We start from the raw sequence: 18,258 nt of genomic DNA on the forward strand, positions 1-18,258 counted from the left end.
ACATCTAAATGGAAAAAGACAAAAAAATAATATTGGGAATTTCGATTGGTGATCTTAATGGCATAGGTTCTGAAATTGTCATTAAGACATTTGAAGACACCAGAATGTTAGAGTTTTGTACGCCAGTAATTTTTGCATCTATCAAGACCATGTCTTTTGTTAAGAAGCATTTTAAAAGCAGTATTAATTTCCATGGAATTAATCATACCGACCAAATATTGGATGGTAAAGTAAACGTCCTGAATGTTTGGAAAGACAATGTCACTATAAATTTTGGAGAAGAAGATGTAACCATTGGAGCGTTTGCTATAAAATCGTTGGAAGCAGCAACAATAGCCTTAAAAAATGACGTTATTGATGTCTTGGTGACAGCGCCAATTCATAAACACAACATTCAATCAGATAGCTTTAAATTCCCGGGACATACCGATTATCTAGCAGAAAAATTAGGTGGAAAGAGCTTGATGTTCATGGTCACTGAAACTTTGAAAGTGGGTTTACTTACAGATCATGTTCCCGTAAAAGATGTGCCACAGTATATTACAACGGAGCTTATTAATGAGAAAGTAGACACTGTTTACAATTCCTTAAAATCTGATTTCCGCATAAGTAAACCTAAAATTGCCGTGTTGGGGATTAACCCACACGCTGGAGACAACGGTGTAATAGGTGAGGAAGATGATACGGTGTTAAGACCTACCCTACAAAAAATTAAGGAAAGTGGAAAAATGGTATATGGTCCCTACTCAGCCGATAGTTTTTTTGGTTCGGGTAACTACAAAAATTTTGACGCCATCATTGCAGCATATCACGACCAAGGCCTAATACCTTTTAAAACGATTGCGTTTGGTCATGGCGTTAACTACACGGCTGGTCTCACAAAAGTAAGAACGTCGCCAGACCATGGAACTGCCTTTGAAATCGCGGGTAAAGGAGACGCAGATAACGGGTCGTTCAAGGCAGCGGTATTTACTGCGATCGAAGTCTTTAAAAACAGAAAGGAATATAAAAAATACTCTAAGAACCCTTTAAAAAAGGCACCTAAAAAGATATAAACATTTTTTGTTTATAACCCTCGTTTAATTAATTAAAATTTATATATTTGCAGGCTCAAAATGAATGCGATGATGAAGCCCTTGAAGGAATTTACGATACCGTATGTTGGTCTCAAAGTTGGAAAGCACCATTTTGATTATCAGATTGATAAAAAGTTCTTTGAACATTTTGAGTATGATGATTTTAATGATGTAGCTGTAGAGACAACATTGCTTTTAGAAAAAAAATCAACACTATTGGAGTTGCATTTTGAAGTTTCTGGAAGTGTTAATGTCAACTGTGACCTTACAAACGAGCCCTATAATCAAGCCGTTGATGGCCAGTTTAAGTTGGTTGTTAAGTTTGGAGATGAATATAATGATGAGTTTGAAGATATCGTGATATTGCCACATGGCGAGTACGAAATAAATGTTGCTCAATATATTTATGAGTTAATCATATTGTCTATGCCTGCCAAACGGGTGCATCCTGGAGTAGAAGATGGCACATTGGACTCAGACATACTTAAAAAACTAGAAGAATTAAGCCCAAAAGGCTTAGAAGAAAAAGAAGAAACATCAGAGGAGATTGACCCTCGTTGGAATACATTAAAAAAACTATTAACGGATAAATAACATATAAAATGGCACATCCTAAAAGAAAGATTTCTAAAACAAGAAGAGATAAGCGAAGAACACATTACAAAGCAGCAGTTCCTACTATTGCAACGTGTCCTACAACAGGAGAAGCACACCTTTACCACAGAGCTCATTGGCATGAAGGTAAATTATATTATAGAGGTCAAGTATTGATTGATAACTCAGAAAAAGAAGAAAATTTAGCATAACTATTATGCACGCATATAATAAAACGCTCAGCAATGAGCGTTTTTTTTATGATTAATTTTTCAAAGTCTTAAAAACGACTTAATTTGCATCGTATTCGTTCAAAATTTAGTAAATTCATTAAAATTTTACCTTTTTTTGACGATTTTTGTCTTTTTGGAGACGATTTTAAAAATACAATATGAGTAAAATCACAGCTGCAATTACTGGAGTAGGCGCTTATGTTCCTGAATATGTATTAACTAACCAAATTCTAGAGACTATGGTTGATACTAATGATGAATGGATCACCGCTCGAACAGGAATTAAAGAACGCAGAATACTAAAGGAAGACGGCAAAGGAACTTCTTATTTGGCGATCAAAGCCGCTCAAGACCTTATCAATAAGAAAGGGATTGATCCAAAAGATATCGAACTAGTTATTGTTGCCACGGCAACACCTGATATGAAAGCAGCATCAACAGCGGCTTATACAGCAACGAATATTGGTGCAACCAATGCTTTCTCTTTTGATTTGGAAGCCGCATGTTCCAGTTTTTTATTCGGAATGTCTGTCGCTGCACGCTATATAGAATCAGGTAAGTATAAAAACGTCTTACTTATTGGAGCCGATAAAAACTCTTCATTTATCAATTATAAAGACAGAGCAACCTGTATCATCTTTGGTGATGGCGCAGGTGCTGTTTTATTTGAGCCCAACCAAGAAGGTTTAGGATTACAAGACGAGCTATTAAGAAGTAATGGAGAAGGACGTGAATTTCTTCAGGCGACTTACGGAGGATCCTCGTATCCAATAAATGAAAATACGTTTAAAGAAGGAAAACACTATGTATTCCAAGAAGGAAGAACCGTATTCAAGAACGCTGTCTTTAATATGGCAGATGTGACTGAACGCATTATGGAAAGAAATCAATTAACGAATGACGATATCGCTTGGTTGGCAGCGCATCAAGCAAACAAGCGCATAATTGAAGCAACAGCCAACAGAGTAGAATTGGATCCAACAAAGGTGATGATGAACATCCATAAATATGGAAACACCACCTCTGCTACGCTGCCATTGTTGTTGCATGATTATGAATCACAACTAAAAAAAGACGATAAAATTATATTCGCAGCTTTTGGAGGCGGATTTACTTGGGGCTCTATTTATTTAACATGGGCTTACAATTCCTAATCAATTGAAACTAACTAATTAATAAGACTAATAATTATGGATATTAAGGAAATTCAAAACTTAATCAAATTTGTCGCCAAATCAGGTGCAAGTGAGGTTAAATTGGAAATGGATGATGTTAAAATCACTATTAGAACTGGTGCTGATGACAAAGGGGATTCAACCACTTATGTTCAACAGATACCAATGAATGCTCCAGTAGCTCAAGCCATGCCTGCTGCAGCTCCTGCGGCACCAGCTGCACCTGTCGCTACCGAAGCTGCTCCAGCAGCTACCGAAGATTCAAAATACATTACCATTAAGTCACCAATTATTGGGACGTTCTACAGAAAGCCATCTCCAGACAAACCTGTGTTTGTTGAGGTAGGTAGCTCTATAGGTGAAGGTGATGTCCTCTGCGTTATTGAGGCAATGAAACTTTTCAATGAGATTGAATCTGAAGTCTCCGGAAAAATCGTTAAGATTTTAGTAGATGATGCCTCTCCAGTTGAGTTTGATCAACCTTTGTTTTTAGTAGACCCTTCATAACCAAATTTAAAGTTCCAAAGCATAATTCCTATAATCATGGAGTTTGGAATTTGAAATTTTAAATCTTAAGACGTTATGTTTAAAAAAATATTAGTAGCTAATAGAGGAGAAATAGCACTGCGTGTTATTCGAACTTGTAAAGAAATGGGCATCAAAACGGTTGCTGTTTATTCAACAGCTGATGCAGAAAGCTTGCATGTCAAGTTTGCTGATGAAGCAGTTTGTATTGGGCCTCCTGCAAGTAGTGAATCCTATCTTAAAATATCCAATATCATCGCTGCTGCGGAAATTACAAACGCAGACGCTATTCATCCTGGTTATGGGTTTTTGTCAGAAAACGCGAAGTTCTCGAAGATTTGTGAAGAGCACGATATTAAATTTATAGGTGCTTCTCCAGAGATGATTGATCGTATGGGAGATAAGGCAAATGCAAAAGCCACGATGTTGGCAGCTGGTGTACCTTGTGTTCCTGGTAGTGAAGGCATTATTGAAGATTTCGAGGAATGTAAAAAACTAGCCGAAGAAACTGGGTATCCTGTGATGCTCAAAGCCTCAGCAGGTGGTGGTGGAAAAGGTATGCGTGCCGTTTGGAAACCTGAACATCTTCAGAATGCATGGGAGTCTGCCAGAACAGAATCCAAAGCTGCCTTTGGAAATGACGATATGTATATGGAAAAACTCATCGAGGAACCACGTCATATCGAAATTCAAATTGTAGGTGATTCTACAGGTAAAGCTTGTCACTTGTCAGAACGTGACTGTTCTGTACAACGTCGTCATCAAAAATTAACCGAAGAAGTGCCGTCGCCATTTATGACCAAGGCCTTGCGTGATAAAATGGGTAAGGCTGCTGTAAAAGCAGCAGAGTATATTAAATACGAAGGGGCTGGAACTGTGGAGTTCTTGGTAGACAAACACCGTAATTTCTATTTTATGGAAATGAACACACGTATCCAAGTAGAACATCCAATTACAGAACAAGTGATTGATTTCGATTTGATCCGTGAACAAATATTAGTGGCAGCTGGTGTGCCAATTTCTGGAAAAAACTACACACCAAACTTGCATTCTATTGAATGTCGTATTAACGCCGAAGATCCATTTAACGATTTTAGACCATCACCAGGACGTATCACAACTTTGCACGCTCCAGGAGGACATGGTGTTAGATTGGATACGCATGTTTATGCAGGTTATGTGATTCCGCCAAACTACGACTCTATGATTGCTAAGCTCATTACAACAGCCCAAACAAGGGAAGAGGCCATCAATAAAATGAAACGTGCCTTAGATGAGTTTGTGATTGAAGGCATCAAAACAACCATTCCTTTTCATAGGCAATTGATGGATCATCCAGATTATTTGGCAGGTAATTATACCACCAAGTTTATGGAGGATTTTGAAATGCAACCCGTAGAAGAAGATTAACAATGAACTCCGAAATTTTATGTTTCGGAGTTTTTTTATGATTATTTGGGTGTTTGTACTTCCGTTACACTATAGTACACCAGGCTGCCACCAGTCGCTCTCTTTGAGGAGCTCCAACAATGGCGCCATCCTTAACACAAAAAATAGTACATTAGGTTGATGAATTTAAGTTATTGGGAAATAAAATCTTGGCTGAGTCAAATAGACTATACCATAGTAGGTAGTGGTATTGTGGGTTTGAACTGTGCTTTACAATTAAAGAACCGTTTTCCTAAAGCGAATATTCTGATTTTAGAAAAAGGATTTCTACCACAAGGTGCAAGTACAAAAAATGCAGGCTTTGCGTGTTTCGGCAGTTTAAGTGAAATTTTAGACGATCTAAAAACCCATAGTGAAGAAGCCGTGTATCAACTCGTGCATCAACGCCTAGAAGGATTGCGTATGTTACGTTCAACCTTAGGGGACAGCGCGATTGATTATCAAGAATTAGGTGGCTACGAATTATTTAAAGATCCAGAAATTTTAGAGGCTTGCAGAACACAAAAGCACCAAATCAATGCCTTGATTATGCCTCTGTTTGGTGCTGAGGTATTTCACTTTAAAGATCTCGTTTTCGGTTTTGAAAATTGTCAAAAAAACATAGCCTACAATGCCTTTGAAGGTCAAATAGACACTGGTAAAATGATGGTAGCTTTGCTGAAAAAGGTCCAAGATAAAGGGGTAAAAATCTTAAATAATATAGTCGTTGAACAATTTTCTGACGGTCTGCATGAAGTGCAGGTAAAAACAAATCAGATGGAATTTGCAACCTCTAAATTACTCATAGCAACTAATGGTTTTGCAGGCCAGTTAAATATCCCTAAGGTGAAACCAGCAAGAGCGCAGGTATTAATTACAAAACCTATAAAAGATTTACACATCAAAGGAACGTTTCATTTGGATCAAGGGTATTATTATTTTCGAAATATTGATAATCGTATTCTTTTGGGTGGTGGTAGACAACTTGATTTTAAAACTGAAGAGACCACGGAGTTCAACCAAACCGCCTTGGTACAAAATGAACTGGAAAGACTATTATCAACAACTATTCTACCGAATACCGCATTTGAAATCGATCATCGTTGGAGTGGCATCATGGGTGTTGGTAATCAAAAAACACCCGTTGTAAAAGCCTTGAGCAATAACGTCTATTGTGGTGCGCGTTTGGGAGGTATGGGTGTAGCCATAGGAAGTTTAATTGGTAGAGACTTAGCAGACTTAGTATAACCCTTGTATGAGATTTATCAAACGTTTTTTTAGATTCATTTTTAAGACACTGTTTTGGTTATTTGTCTTTTCAATTGTTATAGTCGTTGTTTTTAAATGGGCTCCAGTACCAATGACGCCTTTAATGGTCATTCGAAATTTTGAAGAACCTAACAAAGAAAAACGTACTTGGAAACACGAATGGGTGCCTATAGAGGATATTTCTAAAGAACTTCAATTGGCTGTTATTTGTAGCGAAGATCAAAATTTTTTAAAGCACCATGGCTTTGATGTGGCAGCTATAGAAAAAGCCTATAAGAGTAATAAACAAGGGAAACGTTTGAAAGGCGCAAGCTCCATTAGTCAGCAAACGGCTAAGAATGTTTTTCTGTGGCCGCAACGCAGCTGGTTTCGAAAAGCCTTGGAAACCTATTTTACGTTTTTGATTGAGCTCGTTTGGAGTAAGGAACGTATCATGGAAGTCTATCTCAATAGTATTGAAATGGGTCCTGGTGTTTATGGTGCACAAGCCGCATCAGCCTATTGGTTTCAAAAACCGGCAGCACGTTTAACTAAAAGAGAAGCGGCTGCTATCGCAGCGATATTACCGAGCCCTTTACGCTATAAAGCGCATCCTGCGACTACGTATATTGAAGGTCGAAAGACTTGGATCGTCCAACAAATGCACTACTTTGGTCCACTTAAATATCCTACGAGAGATGAAAACAACAAATAATTTAAAAGTCCAGCTTTTTGAATTATGTCAAAATGCCGTGGACCTTCGGCTCCAAGCTGTTGAAACTAAAATTAAGGATATTCAGGAATCTTTAGCTTCAGAAACCAAAAGTTCTGCAGGAGATAAGCATGAAACAGGTCGAGCGATGTTACAATTAGAACGTGAAAAAGCAGGACAACAATTAGCTCAAATTGAAAAATCTAATCGGATTCTGTCTCAAATTAAGCGAATCAAACCTTCAAAAAACATAGGACTTGGAAGTCTTGTTTTAACCACAAATGCCAATTATTATATCGCTGTAAGTGTAGGTGAACTGCATGTCAATGAGACCACCTATTATGCGATTTCAGCAGACACTCCTATGGGACAATTGTTATTGGGAAAGTCAACAGGAGATAACATTAATTTTAGGTCCAATACTTTCAAAATCACTGAGGTTCTATAATTAAAGATGTGTCGATATGAGATTCAATAAGGAGTTTACCGAGATTCAGCCATTTGGCACAGCGATCCAAAACCCAAGCATCCGAACTTACGACGACATGTTCACTTTCCGCTAAGCGTTTATCTGGATTATTATCTAAGATCACCTCCCATTGAAAGTCGTGTTTTTTTGCTGTCTCACGAAGCAAGGTTTTAAGTCTTCCACTGTTGGACACCGGTTGATCAAACACCCAAATGACGTGATGCTTTAAAAGGAGATTACCTACAAGGCGTAATGCTTTTTCGGTTTGTTGGACGCGTTTATAAGTCCCATGTACGCCAGATAAATCGCGATAAGCGTTGTCCAAGCCTTTGAAGAGATAAGCGCCAGATAAAGCGCTCTCTAAAATGATTAGTAAGTTGAAGCCGTCAATGATAATAGTTTCTGATTTGAGCTGTTCATAGGACAGTTCATGTTTTTGACGACGATGTAATTGCTCCGTCGATGCACTCATGCCTTGAACGGCTTTTTGTTGTCTCACATTCAGGCGATAGCGATTTCCCACTAACTGTAATGATGATTTTTCTGCAAAGCCTCTTGAAAGCAAATACTGCATATCTGCCACCGCTTGCTTTATTTTATGTTGCATAAGATCACCTCCAAAGAGCTGATCATCGTTATTGTTTTTTCCTCTATTTCTCTGCTTACTCATGTGCTTGAATCTTCCATTGAAAATAGTGTTTTGTACGGAGTTAAAAAAGCAGACCAACCGAAGTTAATCTGCTTTTACTTTTCTAAAACCTACGTTCTATTACGCTTTCTTTTATCTCTACGAATCTTCCATGGCGCGTTCTTCTGCCAATCGCCAGCCATAATACAACCATAAGGCATCACCTCGTCAATCACTTTTCCTAGGCCAAACTCAGCCATTTGTGTTCTAACGGCTTCGGCATTTTTATAAGCAGAAGGTAACTCCGTTATGTCAATTTCTTTTGAAAAGAAACGAACATCCAAACCTCTAGTTTCCTCTTTAAAGATTTGCATCGTGGTTCCTGATTTTTGTTTTCTATGCTGCGTTCTACTCACATTTCTACCAGCACCATGTGGTGCAAAACCTAAATTGGTTTTAGTGGTATGCCCTTCAACAATCAAGACAGGTTCACTCATGTTTAACGGGATTAATCTCGGACCAGTAATGTCTGGCATAAACTTAGCATCTAAAGGTGTGGCTCCTTTCGCATGGTAGAACAAATCACCATCTTTAAATACAAAGTTATGCTCGTTCCAATAGCGATTTTCAATGGAAATATTTAAAGTATCAGCGACAGCATTATGCACTACCTCATGATTCGCTTTTGTCCATTGTCTAATCACTTGCAAGGCTTCCCAGTAGGATTGTCCTTCGTGAGTATCAAAAGGAATCCAGGCATTTTGCTTTTTAGTTTCAGGAGATAAATCTTTTCTAAAACGTTCTGCAAGCTTCATGCCTTTGATATACAATCTTGCACCAGGACCTCTGGATCCGTGATGTGTGACGAGCATCGTATTCCCGGTTTTTTTAGACGTACCAACAAACAAGAAGTGGTTACCATCACCTTGCGTTCCTAAGTGAGATCTCGCAATTTGAATCATCTGACCATCATTCAAAAGGGAGTTGGCCTCGAAAGCTTCTAACAGTGCTTTTGGAAATCGGAACTGGCTATTTCTATCTCGTCCGCCAGGACCAAAATGTGTATTTGCATGTGCGGCATCCAAAATCGTTTTAGGGTCTGTTTTACCAAAATCGGTGAGCATCACGGAACAACAAATATCAGCGCTATGCATTCCTGGGTGTATGGCATTTTTAGCAACAGCGACACCACCTACAGGAATGGTACCGTCTGGACCAGCAGGACAAGCATCAGGCATGATGGCTCCATCCACTAAAGTTGGTGTTTTCATGAGCGTTTGCATGGAATTGATAACCTTAGACACATTCTCTTTTTCCAGTTCATTTTCGGCTTTGATATTGATTGAAAATGCAACAGGAGATTCATGTAATGCGATGGGATCTGGAGATTTGAATTGCTCCAAGTAAGTATCCATGGCCTTTCCTTCTAATTCATGTTGATTAATATAACTTATGGCCTCTTTCATCCATTTGCCTTGTTGAAATCCTAAGGCTATTAAGTCGTGTCCAGTAATTTTTGTTTTCATATATGTCATTTTTACACCATTTAGTCTGAGAAGCAGGATTCGAACCTGCAACCTCTCGCATCCAAAGCGAGTAAACAACCAATCGTTATCTTCCCAGATATTGTTTTTAAATTTTTATGAAGCTCCACCAGTTCCTTTGACTGATGGAGCACTACTACCAAAGTCTAACTAATAAGACTTCTTTATGATTACACTGCAAGTCACCCTATTGCGCAATCTTTTTACGTAGTTAAAATTATCTCTTCTTTTTTTTACGCTTTTTTTTGTTTTTAGAAGAAGTCTTCTTTTTCTTCTTTGATGTTACCTTCTTTTTAACTCTGCTAATTTCTGCATCTATAAACGAGGCTTAATCGTTATTGTAAACCAACAACTTCGCTTTTTTAAAAGTTTTCAATGCTTCTTTATACGCTTCTTGACATTCGAAGAGTTGGGCTTCCAATACTAAAATTTCGCCTTTTTGAATCGCTTTTACTGTTTTTGCAAACGCTATCAATTTTTGCGCTTCATCGAAATCATGATTCCAAAGTAACACCGAGATGTATCTTGGATAAACTTTTATAAAGTCCATTTTATTCGCTAATGCTTCAGCAAAATAGAATTTGGCTTTTTCATAATCTCCAAACTGCTCAGCTTGCAAGCGTCCCATGAGATATAAGGCATAGGCATTATCACTCTCGTAAGACAAGGCATAGTTCAGATTTTCTACGGTTTCTTCTAAATCGTATGGATAAGCATCTATGGCTTTTAACACGTAGTTGTTTAACAAATTCGTGTCCATTGTTTTATTTTTTAATAATTGATTTGGAACTTAAATGACGCGTTTCGACTGTGCGCAATGCGACAGAGAAGTTCGATGTTGTAATTGCTGTTTGGGAAATTGTTTAGCAGGTATGCTAATAACTGAAAACAAAAAATCCGAAACAGTTTTTTAATTGCTTCGGATTTTTCATTGGTAATTGAAAAGTTGATCTATCTATAATCACGAAGCAGCACAAAAGGTAGAATTCCTTTCGGTCGATTTTGATATGTGATAAATAAACTCATAATTTCTAATTTTTATTCAACGGTATTTTTGGTTGAAAGCGATGCAAAGATTGAGATTAATTTTTGAATTTTCAAAATTTATTTTTCAAAACCCTGGAAATTTGAGCACATAATACGAAGTATTATAATTTTTTGAAAAAAGCAAATAAATTTAGCTTTAGTTGAACAGATACCTGTAATATCAATATGAATCACCTCTAGAATTTTCATCTGTTCAATTACCAAATGGTTTAATATATTCAGAATATATGCCATTATTTTAACGTTATTTAAACGCTTATATCTGTATCTTTAAAAAAAGATTTAGAGAAAGAAGTTGAATACTACAACGCCAATATTTGATGTGATCATTGTGGGTGGTGGATTGGCAGGTTTATCTAGTGCCATTCACTTATCAAAAAAGGCACTGCATGTGCTAGTTATTGAGAAAAATAGCTACCCTAAGCACAAAGTTTGTGGAGAATATATTTCTAACGAAGTGCTACCATATCTCAATTATTTGGGTGTGGACGTATTTCAGCTCGGTGCCAAACACATTAATGAATTTCAATTGTCAAGCACAACCGGCAAACTGCTTTCAACCAGCTTGCCATTGGGTGGTTTTGGCATTAGTCGCTATTGTTTAGATGCTGCAATGGCTAATCATGCTATTGAATCTGGTGCAAATTTATTGGAGGGTGTTGTTGAAAATATAACGTATGAGAATGACCTTTTTTCAGTCAAAACCAAAGATCAAGGTGTGTTTCAAGCAAAAATAGTGATTGGTGCCTATGGAAAACGCGCCCAATTAGATAGGCAATTACAACGTAAATTTATAGCGAGTAAATCACCATATTTGGCAGTTAAAACACATGTTGAGGGCGACTTTTCAGAGAATGTCGTTGCGCTTCACAATTTTAGAGGCGGTTATTGTGGTGCGTCTAAAGTAGAAAATGATCATATCAATCTCTGCTATATTACAAATTTTAGAGCCTTTAAAAAACATAAGAATATTCAAGAGTTCCAAGAACATGTATTATACAAGAACCATCACCTAGAAACCCTGTTTAATCATACGAATCCTGTTTTTGAGCAACCACTAACCATCAGTCAAATTTCATTTGAAGCCAAAAAACCGATAGAAAATCATATCTTGATGTGTGGCGATACTGCCGCATTAATCCATCCTTTGTGTGGTAATGGAATGAGTATGGCCATGCGAAGCGCTCAAATAGCTTCTGAATTGATTTTGAAATATTACAGAGATAAAGATTTTACTAGGAATAAGTTGGAAACGCAGTACACCAAAGCTTGGACCGCCAATTTTAAGTCACGCTTAAAAACGGGTCAGCTCATAGCTCGTGTCTTTAATGCACCTAAAGCTTCTGAAGCAGCANAGTCACGCTTAAAAACGGGTCAGCTCATAGCTCGTGTCTTTAATGCACCTAAAGCTTCTGAAGCAGCACTAAGAGGATTAAAATGGTTTCCAAGCCTGTTACCTTATATCATTAAACAAACCCACGGCGAATTAATGCAAGTACCATGAGTTTATTGGTTAACACCACATACAGAAGCAATAAGGAAGAAATCATGGACGATTTAAATTATCATGGTCCAGTGCTTCACGATGCCTTAGATAAACTGGCTAAGATAAACCGCTGGCTAGGAGGCAATCAGGTGACGATAAATGGGCTCAAAATTTTGTTGGCAAATCACCCAAAGGAGTTGCCTGTAACTATTGTCGATGTAGGATGTGGTAGTGGTGATATTTTGAGGGAAATAGCCAAGTATGGCAAACGTCATGGGTACCAATTTCAATTATTGGGCATTGATGCAAATCCTCATACGGTGGCTTATGCGAAGCGGCAATCTGAAGCTTTCGATACGATTACATTTGAAACTATTGATGTGTTTTCGGAGGATTTTAATGCTTTACAGTATGATGTCGTTTTGGCAACACTTTTTTTGCATCATTTTGATAAAGAGGCGCTTATCACCTTGTTGAGTCCCGTCGTAAAAAAGGCAAAAATTGGTGTAGTGATAAATGATTTACATCGACATAAACTCGCCTATTATTTATTTAAATTATTATGTATTACGATAAAAAATAGAACCATCATAGAGGATGGTCTTACCTCAGTTTTGCGAGGATTTAAACGAAAAGAATTAGAAGAGATTTCACAAAATTTAGATGCCGATTTTCGAATTAAATGGAAATGGGCATTTCGATTCCAGTGGATTCTAAAGCCCAAAAAAATATGAATGTAAAAATAACGTCAGTCGCTAAACAACTACCAAAATATACACGGGAAACTAAAGACATTATTCCCTATTTGAATGTGTGGTTGTCTGGACAAGAGGAACGCTTTCAACGGAAGGTCATCAAACTGTTCGAGAATGCTGGAGTGGACAGAAGGTATTCAATTATGGACGCTGAGGACGTTTTTACAAAAACCTCTTTTGAGGAGAAAAACAATATTTACAGTCGGGAAGTGGTCGCATTGGCAGAACAGTCCTTGGTAAAAGCTCTAGACAAAGCCAATTTACAACCTCAGGATATCGATTATATTATTACCGTGAGCTGTACCGGAATTATGATTCCTTCTATGGATGCCTATCTTATCAACAATCTTAAAATGAAACAAGATATTGTGAGGCTTCCTGTGACCGAAATGGGATGTGCTGCAGGCGTATCTGGGATCATTTATGCCAAGAATTTTTTGAAGGCTAATCCCAATAAACGTGCTGCGGTCATTGCCGTAGAATCACCAACAGCCACATTTCAATTGAATGACTACTCCATGGTCAATATTGTGAGTGCAGCCATTTTTGGCGATGGTGCTTCCAGTGTCATTTTATCTTCGTACGAAGAGGATTCAGGACCTCAAATTCTCGATGAAGCTATGTACCATTTTTACGACGCTGAAAGCATGATGGGCTTTAAATTGGTGAACACAGGACTGCAAATGATTTTGGACAAAGCAGTGCCAGAGACTATTTCAGCTCATTTTCCAAAGATTATCCATCCGTTTTTAGAACGTAATGGCATAACAATTAACGATATTGACCATTTGATTTTTCATCCAGGAGGAAAGAAAATAGTTCAAACAGTTGAAGATTTATTCGGATCTTTAGGAAAGACTATTGAGGACACCAAGGCCGTTTTGCAGTTATATGGGAATATGAGCAGTGCTACAGTGCTATACGTTTTAGAACGCTTTATGGATAAACAATTACCAAAAGGCGATAAAGGTTTAATGTTGAGTTTTGGTCCTGGATTTTCAGCACAACGTATATTATTGGAATGGTAAAAGACTTTGAAAATAAAAATTATTGGGCTCTCATTCTGGGAGGTTCCAGTGGATTAGGATTAGCAACAGCAAAAAAACTGGCTAAACATGGCATGCATATCTGTATCCTTCATAGAAACTCAAGAACTCAGGAGGAAGCCATTAGTAAAGCATTTGAAAACATCAAAGCCGAAGGAATTAAATTTAAAGCCTATAATTTAGATGCCTTGAATGAGGAAAAACGAGCCCTCGTTATTTCAGAATTAAAAACCATACTCGGAGAAAACGGACGTATCAGAACCTTAGTTCATAGTGTTGCTAAAGGCAACTTGAAACCAATGATTGGTGATGGAGTGCCAACACTAAAAAATGATGATTTTAATCTCACCATCAATGCTATGGCAATAAGTTTGTACGATTGGACTCAGGCGATATTCGAGGCAAAACTGTTTGCCAGTGATGCTAGAATTATCAGTTTTACAAGTGAAGGAAACACGAAAGCTTGGCGTAACTACGCAGCTGTTTCTGCCGCCAAAGTGACCTTAGAAGCCATTACAAGAAATATTGCTTTGGAATTCGCAACTCATGGGATAAGAGCCAACTGTATTCAAGCTGGTGTCACTGATACCGCATCCTTACGAATGATTCCTGGAAGTAATCAAATTAAAGCGCACAGTTTAAAACGCAATCCGTATCATCGCTTAACCCTACCGGAAGATGTCGCTAATGCCGTCTATCTATTAAGTAAAAATGAAGCTAGCTGGATCAATGGCTGTGTAATTCCAGTAGATGGCGGTGAACATATCTCTTAATACAACTCTAAGTTACTATGAATAGTCAAGAAATCATTGCACAATTACCATATCAAGCGCCTTTTTTATTTGTTGATGAACTTTCTGAAATGTCTTCGGAAGGAATCACAGGAACTTATCAGTTTCATCATGATGATTATTTTTATAAAGGTCATTTTAAAAATAATCCAGTCACACCAGGTGTGATTTTAATAGAATGTATGGCACAAATAGGGTTGGTAAGTTTAGGCATTTATATACTGAAAGATACCATAGCCAATAGTAAGGCGACTAAAATAGCCTTTACATCTGCACAAGTGGATTTTTTTCTTCCCGTGCTTCCAGGTGATAAAGTCACTGTAGTTTCAGAAAAAGAAGTCTTTCGATTTCATAAATTAAAGTGTCGGGTTAAGATGCTTAATAACGAAGGTGATCTTATTTGCAGAGGTCATTTATCAGGTATGATAAGCGTATGAAAAACAGAGTGGTTATTACAGGTTTAGGCGTTGTAGCACCCAATGGTGTTGGGCTTGATGCGTTCTCTAAAGCCATTAAAAAGGGCCATTCAGGAATTCGGTTTCATCAACAATTAGCAGACTTAAATTTTTCGTGCTGTATAGGTGGTATCCCTGAAATTTCTGAAGCAAAAAAATTAGAATATCTAACACCTCTACAGTTGCGAAATTTTAATAGTTCAGGTATTTTGTACGGTTGCATGGCGGGAATCGATGCGTGGAAAGATGCTGGATTTACTGTCGATCCTGAAAGCACATTAGATTTCGATAGTGGTACTGTTTTTGGAACTGGCACTTCTGGTGTTGAAAAGTTCAGAGAAGCGATTTACAAACTTGATCAAGGTGATGTAAAACGTCTTGGTAGCACTGTGGTAGTGCAAACTATGGCTAGTGGTATCAGTGCGTTTTTAGGTGGTATCTTAGGGTTGGGCAACCAAGTTACTACAAATTCTTCGGCATGTACTACGGGTACTGAAGCCATTATGATGGGGTATGATCGTATTGCTCACGGACAGGCGAAACGGATGCTTGTTGGGAGCTGTAGTGACGATGGTCCATATATCTGGGGTGGATTTGATGCCATGCGTGTGATGACCTACAAGCATAATGATGCGCCAGAAAAAGCCTCAAGACCTATGAGCGCTAGTGCCTCCGGATTTGTTCCAGGCGCAGGCGCAGGTGCGTTGGTGCTTGAATCTTTAGAGAGTGCTCTAAAGCGAAACGCGAGAATTTATGCTGAGGTTTTAGGTGGCCACATAAATTCAGGAGGACAACGACATGGAGGAACAATGACAGCACCAAACGCTGAAGCTGTGCAACGTTGTATTTCAGAAGCGGTTGCTAATGCGAATATTTCATCCAAAGATATTGATACCATCAACGGACATTTAACAGCGACCTCCAAAGATAGCCTCGAAATTGAAAATTGGACCAAAGCTCTGAACAGAAAAGGGAAGGATTTTCCATTCATCAATTCGTTAAAATCGATGGTGGGTCATTGTTTATCAGCTTCAGGAAGTATCGAGTCTGTGGCTACGGTATTGCAATTAAAGGATCAGTTTGTTTTCCCAAATTTAAACTGCGAAGTTGTACATCCGGAAATCGCATCTCTAATTTCCGAAGAAAAAATCGCCAAACGTATATTACACACAGATTTACAGATTGCCGCAAAAGCAAGTTTTGGTTTTGGGGATGTCAATGGTTGTATTATCTTTAAAAGATATAATTAAGTTATGACTAAAGAAGAATTAATTGAGCAACTCAAATCGATTGTTGAACCTTATATTCAAGATGAAGAGGCCTTTGCGAACCTTTCAGAAGACACGGATTTTATCAATGATTTAAAGATCAATTCGGCAAATTTAGTCGATGTTGTTTTAGATGTGGAGGATGCTTTCGATATAAGAATTGAAAATGATGATATGGAAAAAATGACGTCAGTTAAGGCAGCCATGACCATTGTCAATGAAAAACTAGCTGAAAAATGATTGGCAATGACATAGTCGACTTAACATACATTAAGCGTATATCTCATTGGGAAAGACCTGGTTTTTTAGATAAAGTTTTTACAGTTAGCGAACAAGCCTTGATTCATGAAGCTAAGGATCGGCATCAAGCCGTTTGGTGGTTATGGAGTCTCAAGGAGGCGGCTTATAAATGTAATGTTCAACAATTTGGTGAGTGTTTTTTCAATCCTAAACGTATAGAATGCCAAGGTCTGTCTAAATCTTGCGGAATGGTGACCATAAATGACTCTGTATATACAACGACATCACAACTACACACAGATTATATTTATACTATTGCGACTCAAGACCATAGAGAGAAAGTTCACTCATCTGTGTTTACATCGGAAATCTCCTCTTATAAGAAGCAAAGTGAATTTTTGAAGACTCAAGTGTTAAAATCGTTCTCTCAGGCGTCAGGTTTGGAGGTTAAAAATCTGACAATCGAAAAGACGGAAACAGGCGTACCTGAAATCTATCATGCCTCAAGAAAAATGCCGATACATCTCTCCTTAACACATTGCGGGCGTTTCTCAGGTTTTGTATACTAATGAGTGAACGGTATCAATTGGAACAATTCGGTTATTTAGAAACACTTAGACAAACGACGGTATCTTTGTCGATGGCTTTTGAGTTTTCAAAAAAGATGCTTTTTTCATTCCAGTGCGCTTCAATTAAATAATGAGGTCCTTTAAAGTAACTTCTTACGACGACTACTTTAAAATCTGAATTTGCCACTTTTTTTAATTGATGTGCGTAAACCAGTTGGTTTTCAATAAGGTTATACTCTCCAAAAAATGCCGCAATGAGTGAAGTTTTCGGTTGATGATATAAATTTTCTGGAGTATCGTGTTCCCTTATTTTTTGTTGATCAAGTACAATCATTTGATCTGCAAACCCAAGGACATCCTCACGATCGTGCGTTGCAACAATACAGGTAATAGCTTCACTTTTCAAATAGTGAAAGACACGACGTCTCAGTGATTGCTTTTTAAAGTTATCAATATGACTGAAGGGTTCATCTAACAGAATAATCTCAGGCTCACTTGCCAAGGCTCTGGCCAAAGCGACACGTTGCTTTTGACCACCTGATAGCGACTTCACTTTTATCTTTGCGAATGGGGTCAATTCCACCACATCTAAAAGTTCTGCTGTTCGTTTTTCTTTTTCCTTCGGATAAAAATTAGATAAAAATTGACCGATATTTTCTTCGACAGTTGTGAAAGGCATCAAATCAAATTCCTGAGCCACATATTTCATAAAATCATAACCCACGACTAAATTGAATTTTGGCCCGAGAATTTCGGTGTCTTTCCAAAATATTTGACCCTCAAGCAAATCATACGTTCCATAAATCAATTTTAAAAGTGTGCTTTTTCCTGAGCCACTTTCACCAATAATCGCTAAGTTTTCTCCTTGTTTAGCCACGAATGAAATTCCATTCAAAACAGGTGATTTTTTACGATATGAAAAACTAAGGTTTTTAATTGCGAGCATAGTCTTACAAAAGTACTATAAAA

At 37.8% G+C, this 18,258-nt stretch carries 21 protein-coding genes and 1 tRNA gene; 17 read left to right on the plus strand and 5 right to left on the minus strand.

The annotated features are described in order from the left end of the window. Positions 1–8 precede the first annotated feature (8 nt). The 9 genes from pdxA to ACU8DI_RS04095 all read left to right on the plus strand — a co-directional run bounded on the left by pdxA (position 9) and on the right by ACU8DI_RS04095 (position 7,439). Positions 9–1,055, plus strand: a complete 1,047-nt coding sequence (pdxA, locus tag ACU8DI_RS04055; RefSeq protein WP_447111456.1) for a 4-hydroxythreonine-4-phosphate dehydrogenase PdxA — start codon at positions 9–11, stop codon at positions 1,053–1,055. Positions 1,056–1,127: 72 nt separating this feature from the next. Then, complete coding sequence (locus ACU8DI_RS04060; protein ID WP_447111568.1) at positions 1,128–1,670, plus strand: YceD family protein; 543 nt, start codon at positions 1,128–1,130, stop codon at positions 1,668–1,670. Positions 1,671–1,678: 8 nt separating this feature from the next. Beyond that, positions 1,679–1,882 (plus strand): 50S ribosomal protein L32, encoded by a 204-nt coding sequence (gene rpmF, locus ACU8DI_RS04065; protein ID WP_447111457.1) that lies wholly within the window; start codon positions 1,679–1,681, stop codon positions 1,880–1,882. Between the two features lie 179 nt (positions 1,883–2,061). Beyond that, positions 2,062–3,057: a beta-ketoacyl-ACP synthase III gene (locus ACU8DI_RS04070; protein ID WP_447111458.1), complete on the plus strand. Its 996-nt coding sequence runs from the start codon at positions 2,062–2,064 to the stop codon at positions 3,055–3,057. Positions 3,058–3,093: 36 nt separating this feature from the next. Beyond that, positions 3,094–3,585, plus strand: coding sequence for an acetyl-CoA carboxylase biotin carboxyl carrier protein (gene accB, locus ACU8DI_RS04075; RefSeq protein ID WP_447111459.1), 492 nt, complete (start codon positions 3,094–3,096; stop codon positions 3,583–3,585). A gap of 75 nt (positions 3,586–3,660) precedes the next feature. Beyond that, positions 3,661–5,013, plus strand: coding sequence for an acetyl-CoA carboxylase biotin carboxylase subunit (gene accC / locus ACU8DI_RS04080; RefSeq protein ID WP_447111460.1), 1,353 nt, complete (start codon positions 3,661–3,663; stop codon positions 5,011–5,013). A gap of 159 nt (positions 5,014–5,172) precedes the next feature. Beyond that, positions 5,173–6,279, plus strand: a complete 1,107-nt coding sequence (locus tag ACU8DI_RS04085) for an NAD(P)/FAD-dependent oxidoreductase (protein WP_447111461.1) — start codon at positions 5,173–5,175, stop codon at positions 6,277–6,279. Positions 6,280–6,286: 7 nt separating this feature from the next. Beyond that, positions 6,287–6,994 carry a monofunctional biosynthetic peptidoglycan transglycosylase gene (mtgA, locus tag ACU8DI_RS04090; protein ID WP_447111462.1) on the plus strand — a complete coding sequence of 236 codons (708 nt, stop codon included), beginning with the start codon at positions 6,287–6,289 and terminating at the stop codon, positions 6,992–6,994. Next, the gene (locus ACU8DI_RS04095) at positions 6,978–7,439 is read left to right on the plus strand and encodes a 3-oxoacyl-ACP synthase (RefSeq protein WP_447111463.1); all 462 of its coding nucleotides are present in this window, start codon (positions 6,978–6,980) and stop codon (positions 7,437–7,439) included. The genes mtgA and ACU8DI_RS04095 overlap by 17 nt, the downstream gene beginning before the upstream one ends. On the opposite strand, the gene ACU8DI_RS04100 is transcribed toward ACU8DI_RS04095, so the two are convergent. From ACU8DI_RS04100 to ACU8DI_RS04115, 4 genes are all read right to left on the minus strand, one after another. After that, entirely contained in the window at positions 7,423–8,130 is a 708-nt protein-coding gene (locus tag ACU8DI_RS04100; RefSeq protein WP_447111464.1) for a DUF434 domain-containing protein, read from the minus strand. The genes ACU8DI_RS04095 and ACU8DI_RS04100 overlap by 17 nt on opposite strands. 89 nt (positions 8,131–8,219) lie before the next feature. Then, positions 8,220–9,614: an RtcB family protein gene (locus ACU8DI_RS04105; protein WP_447111465.1), complete on the minus strand. Its 1,395-nt coding sequence runs from the start codon at positions 9,612–9,614 to the stop codon at positions 8,220–8,222. 24 nt (positions 9,615–9,638) lie between these two features. Continuing rightward, a tRNA-Pro gene (locus ACU8DI_RS04110) sits at positions 9,639–9,711 on the minus strand. A gap of 249 nt (positions 9,712–9,960) precedes the next feature. After that, positions 9,961–10,392, minus strand: coding sequence for a hypothetical protein (locus ACU8DI_RS04115; RefSeq protein WP_447111466.1), 432 nt, complete (start codon positions 10,390–10,392; stop codon positions 9,961–9,963). 618 nt (positions 10,393–11,010) lie between these two features. Between ACU8DI_RS04115 and ACU8DI_RS04120 the strand changes: the two genes are divergently transcribed. From ACU8DI_RS04120 to ACU8DI_RS04155, 8 genes are read left to right on the plus strand one after another with little or no spacing between them, the layout of a single operon-like run. Beyond that, positions 11,011–12,183 carry an NAD(P)/FAD-dependent oxidoreductase gene (locus ACU8DI_RS04120; RefSeq protein WP_447111569.1) on the plus strand — a complete coding sequence of 391 codons (1,173 nt, stop codon included), beginning with the start codon at positions 11,011–11,013 and terminating at the stop codon, positions 12,181–12,183. Then, on the plus strand, positions 12,180–12,899 hold the full coding sequence (locus tag ACU8DI_RS04125) for a methyltransferase domain-containing protein (protein WP_447111467.1): 720 nt from the start codon (positions 12,180–12,182) through the stop codon (positions 12,897–12,899). Before ACU8DI_RS04120 ends, ACU8DI_RS04125 begins: the two co-directional genes overlap by 4 nt. Continuing rightward, entirely contained in the window at positions 12,896–13,948 is a 1,053-nt protein-coding gene (locus tag ACU8DI_RS04130; protein WP_447111468.1) for a type III polyketide synthase, read from the plus strand. Before ACU8DI_RS04125 ends, ACU8DI_RS04130 begins: the two co-directional genes overlap by 4 nt. Next, the gene (locus ACU8DI_RS04135; RefSeq protein WP_447111469.1) at positions 13,942–14,739 is read left to right on the plus strand and encodes an SDR family oxidoreductase; all 798 of its coding nucleotides are present in this window, start codon (positions 13,942–13,944) and stop codon (positions 14,737–14,739) included. Before ACU8DI_RS04130 ends, ACU8DI_RS04135 begins: the two co-directional genes overlap by 7 nt. Positions 14,740–14,756: 17 nt before the next feature. Continuing rightward, positions 14,757–15,194 (plus strand): 3-hydroxyacyl-ACP dehydratase FabZ family protein, encoded by a 438-nt coding sequence (locus ACU8DI_RS04140; protein WP_447111470.1) that lies wholly within the window; start codon positions 14,757–14,759, stop codon positions 15,192–15,194. After that, positions 15,191–16,462 (plus strand): beta-ketoacyl-[acyl-carrier-protein] synthase family protein, encoded by a 1,272-nt coding sequence (locus ACU8DI_RS04145; RefSeq protein ID WP_447111471.1) that lies wholly within the window; start codon positions 15,191–15,193, stop codon positions 16,460–16,462. Before ACU8DI_RS04140 ends, ACU8DI_RS04145 begins: the two co-directional genes overlap by 4 nt. Before the next feature lie 3 nt (positions 16,463–16,465). After that, positions 16,466–16,720, plus strand: a complete 255-nt coding sequence (locus ACU8DI_RS04150) for an acyl carrier protein (protein WP_447111472.1) — start codon at positions 16,466–16,468, stop codon at positions 16,718–16,720. Beyond that, entirely contained in the window at positions 16,717–17,289 is a 573-nt protein-coding gene (locus ACU8DI_RS04155; RefSeq protein ID WP_447111473.1) for a 4'-phosphopantetheinyl transferase family protein, read from the plus strand. Before ACU8DI_RS04150 ends, ACU8DI_RS04155 begins: the two co-directional genes overlap by 4 nt. Positions 17,290–17,320: 31 nt before the next feature. Here ACU8DI_RS04155 and ACU8DI_RS04160 read toward each other — a convergent pair whose 3' ends face one another. Further along, complete coding sequence (locus ACU8DI_RS04160) at positions 17,321–18,235, minus strand: ABC transporter ATP-binding protein (RefSeq protein ID WP_447111474.1); 915 nt, start codon at positions 18,233–18,235, stop codon at positions 17,321–17,323. Between the last annotated feature and the right edge of the window lie 23 nt (positions 18,236–18,258).

The organism is Psychroserpens sp. BH13MA-6, from assembly GCF_052983595.1.

Coding starts and splice junctions, on each gene's coding strand:
- pdxA (WP_447111456.1), top strand. CDS start 9: ATGGAAAAAGACAAAAAAATAATATTGGGAATTTCGATTGGTGATCTT.
- ACU8DI_RS04070 (WP_447111458.1), top strand. CDS start 2,062: ATGAGTAAAATCACAGCTGCAATTACTGGAGTAGGCGCTTATGTTCCT.
- accB (WP_447111459.1), top strand. CDS start 3,094: ATGGATATTAAGGAAATTCAAAACTTAATCAAATTTGTCGCCAAATCA.
- rpmF (WP_447111457.1), top strand. CDS start 1,679: ATGGCACATCCTAAAAGAAAGATTTCTAAAACAAGAAGAGATAAGCGA.
- ACU8DI_RS04095 (WP_447111463.1), top strand. CDS start 6,978: ATGAAAACAACAAATAATTTAAAAGTCCAGCTTTTTGAATTATGTCAA.
- ACU8DI_RS04085 (WP_447111461.1), top strand. CDS start 5,173: ATGAATTTAAGTTATTGGGAAATAAAATCTTGGCTGAGTCAAATAGAC.
- ACU8DI_RS04155 (WP_447111473.1), top strand. CDS start 16,717: ATGATTGGCAATGACATAGTCGACTTAACATACATTAAGCGTATATCT.
- accC (WP_447111460.1), top strand. CDS start 3,661: ATGTTTAAAAAAATATTAGTAGCTAATAGAGGAGAAATAGCACTGCGT.
- ACU8DI_RS04105 (WP_447111465.1), bottom strand. CDS start 9,614: ATGAAAACAAAAATTACTGGACACGACTTAATAGCCTTAGGATTTCAA.
- mtgA (WP_447111462.1), top strand. CDS start 6,287: ATGAGATTTATCAAACGTTTTTTTAGATTCATTTTTAAGACACTGTTT.
- ACU8DI_RS04140 (WP_447111470.1), top strand. CDS start 14,757: ATGAATAGTCAAGAAATCATTGCACAATTACCATATCAAGCGCCTTTT.
- ACU8DI_RS04160 (WP_447111474.1), bottom strand. CDS start 18,235: ATGCTCGCAATTAAAAACCTTAGTTTTTCATATCGTAAAAAATCACCT.
- ACU8DI_RS04100 (WP_447111464.1), bottom strand. CDS start 8,130: ATGAGTAAGCAGAGAAATAGAGGAAAAAACAATAACGATGATCAGCTC.
- ACU8DI_RS04115 (WP_447111466.1), bottom strand. CDS start 10,392: ATGGACACGAATTTGTTAAACAACTACGTGTTAAAAGCCATAGATGCT.
- ACU8DI_RS04135 (WP_447111469.1), top strand. CDS start 13,942: ATGGTAAAAGACTTTGAAAATAAAAATTATTGGGCTCTCATTCTGGGA.
- ACU8DI_RS04060 (WP_447111568.1), top strand. CDS start 1,128: ATGAAGCCCTTGAAGGAATTTACGATACCGTATGTTGGTCTCAAAGTT.
- ACU8DI_RS04145 (WP_447111471.1), top strand. CDS start 15,191: ATGAAAAACAGAGTGGTTATTACAGGTTTAGGCGTTGTAGCACCCAAT.
- ACU8DI_RS04130 (WP_447111468.1), top strand. CDS start 12,896: ATGAATGTAAAAATAACGTCAGTCGCTAAACAACTACCAAAATATACA.
- ACU8DI_RS04150 (WP_447111472.1), top strand. CDS start 16,466: ATGACTAAAGAAGAATTAATTGAGCAACTCAAATCGATTGTTGAACCT.
- ACU8DI_RS04125 (WP_447111467.1), top strand. CDS start 12,180: ATGAGTTTATTGGTTAACACCACATACAGAAGCAATAAGGAAGAAATC.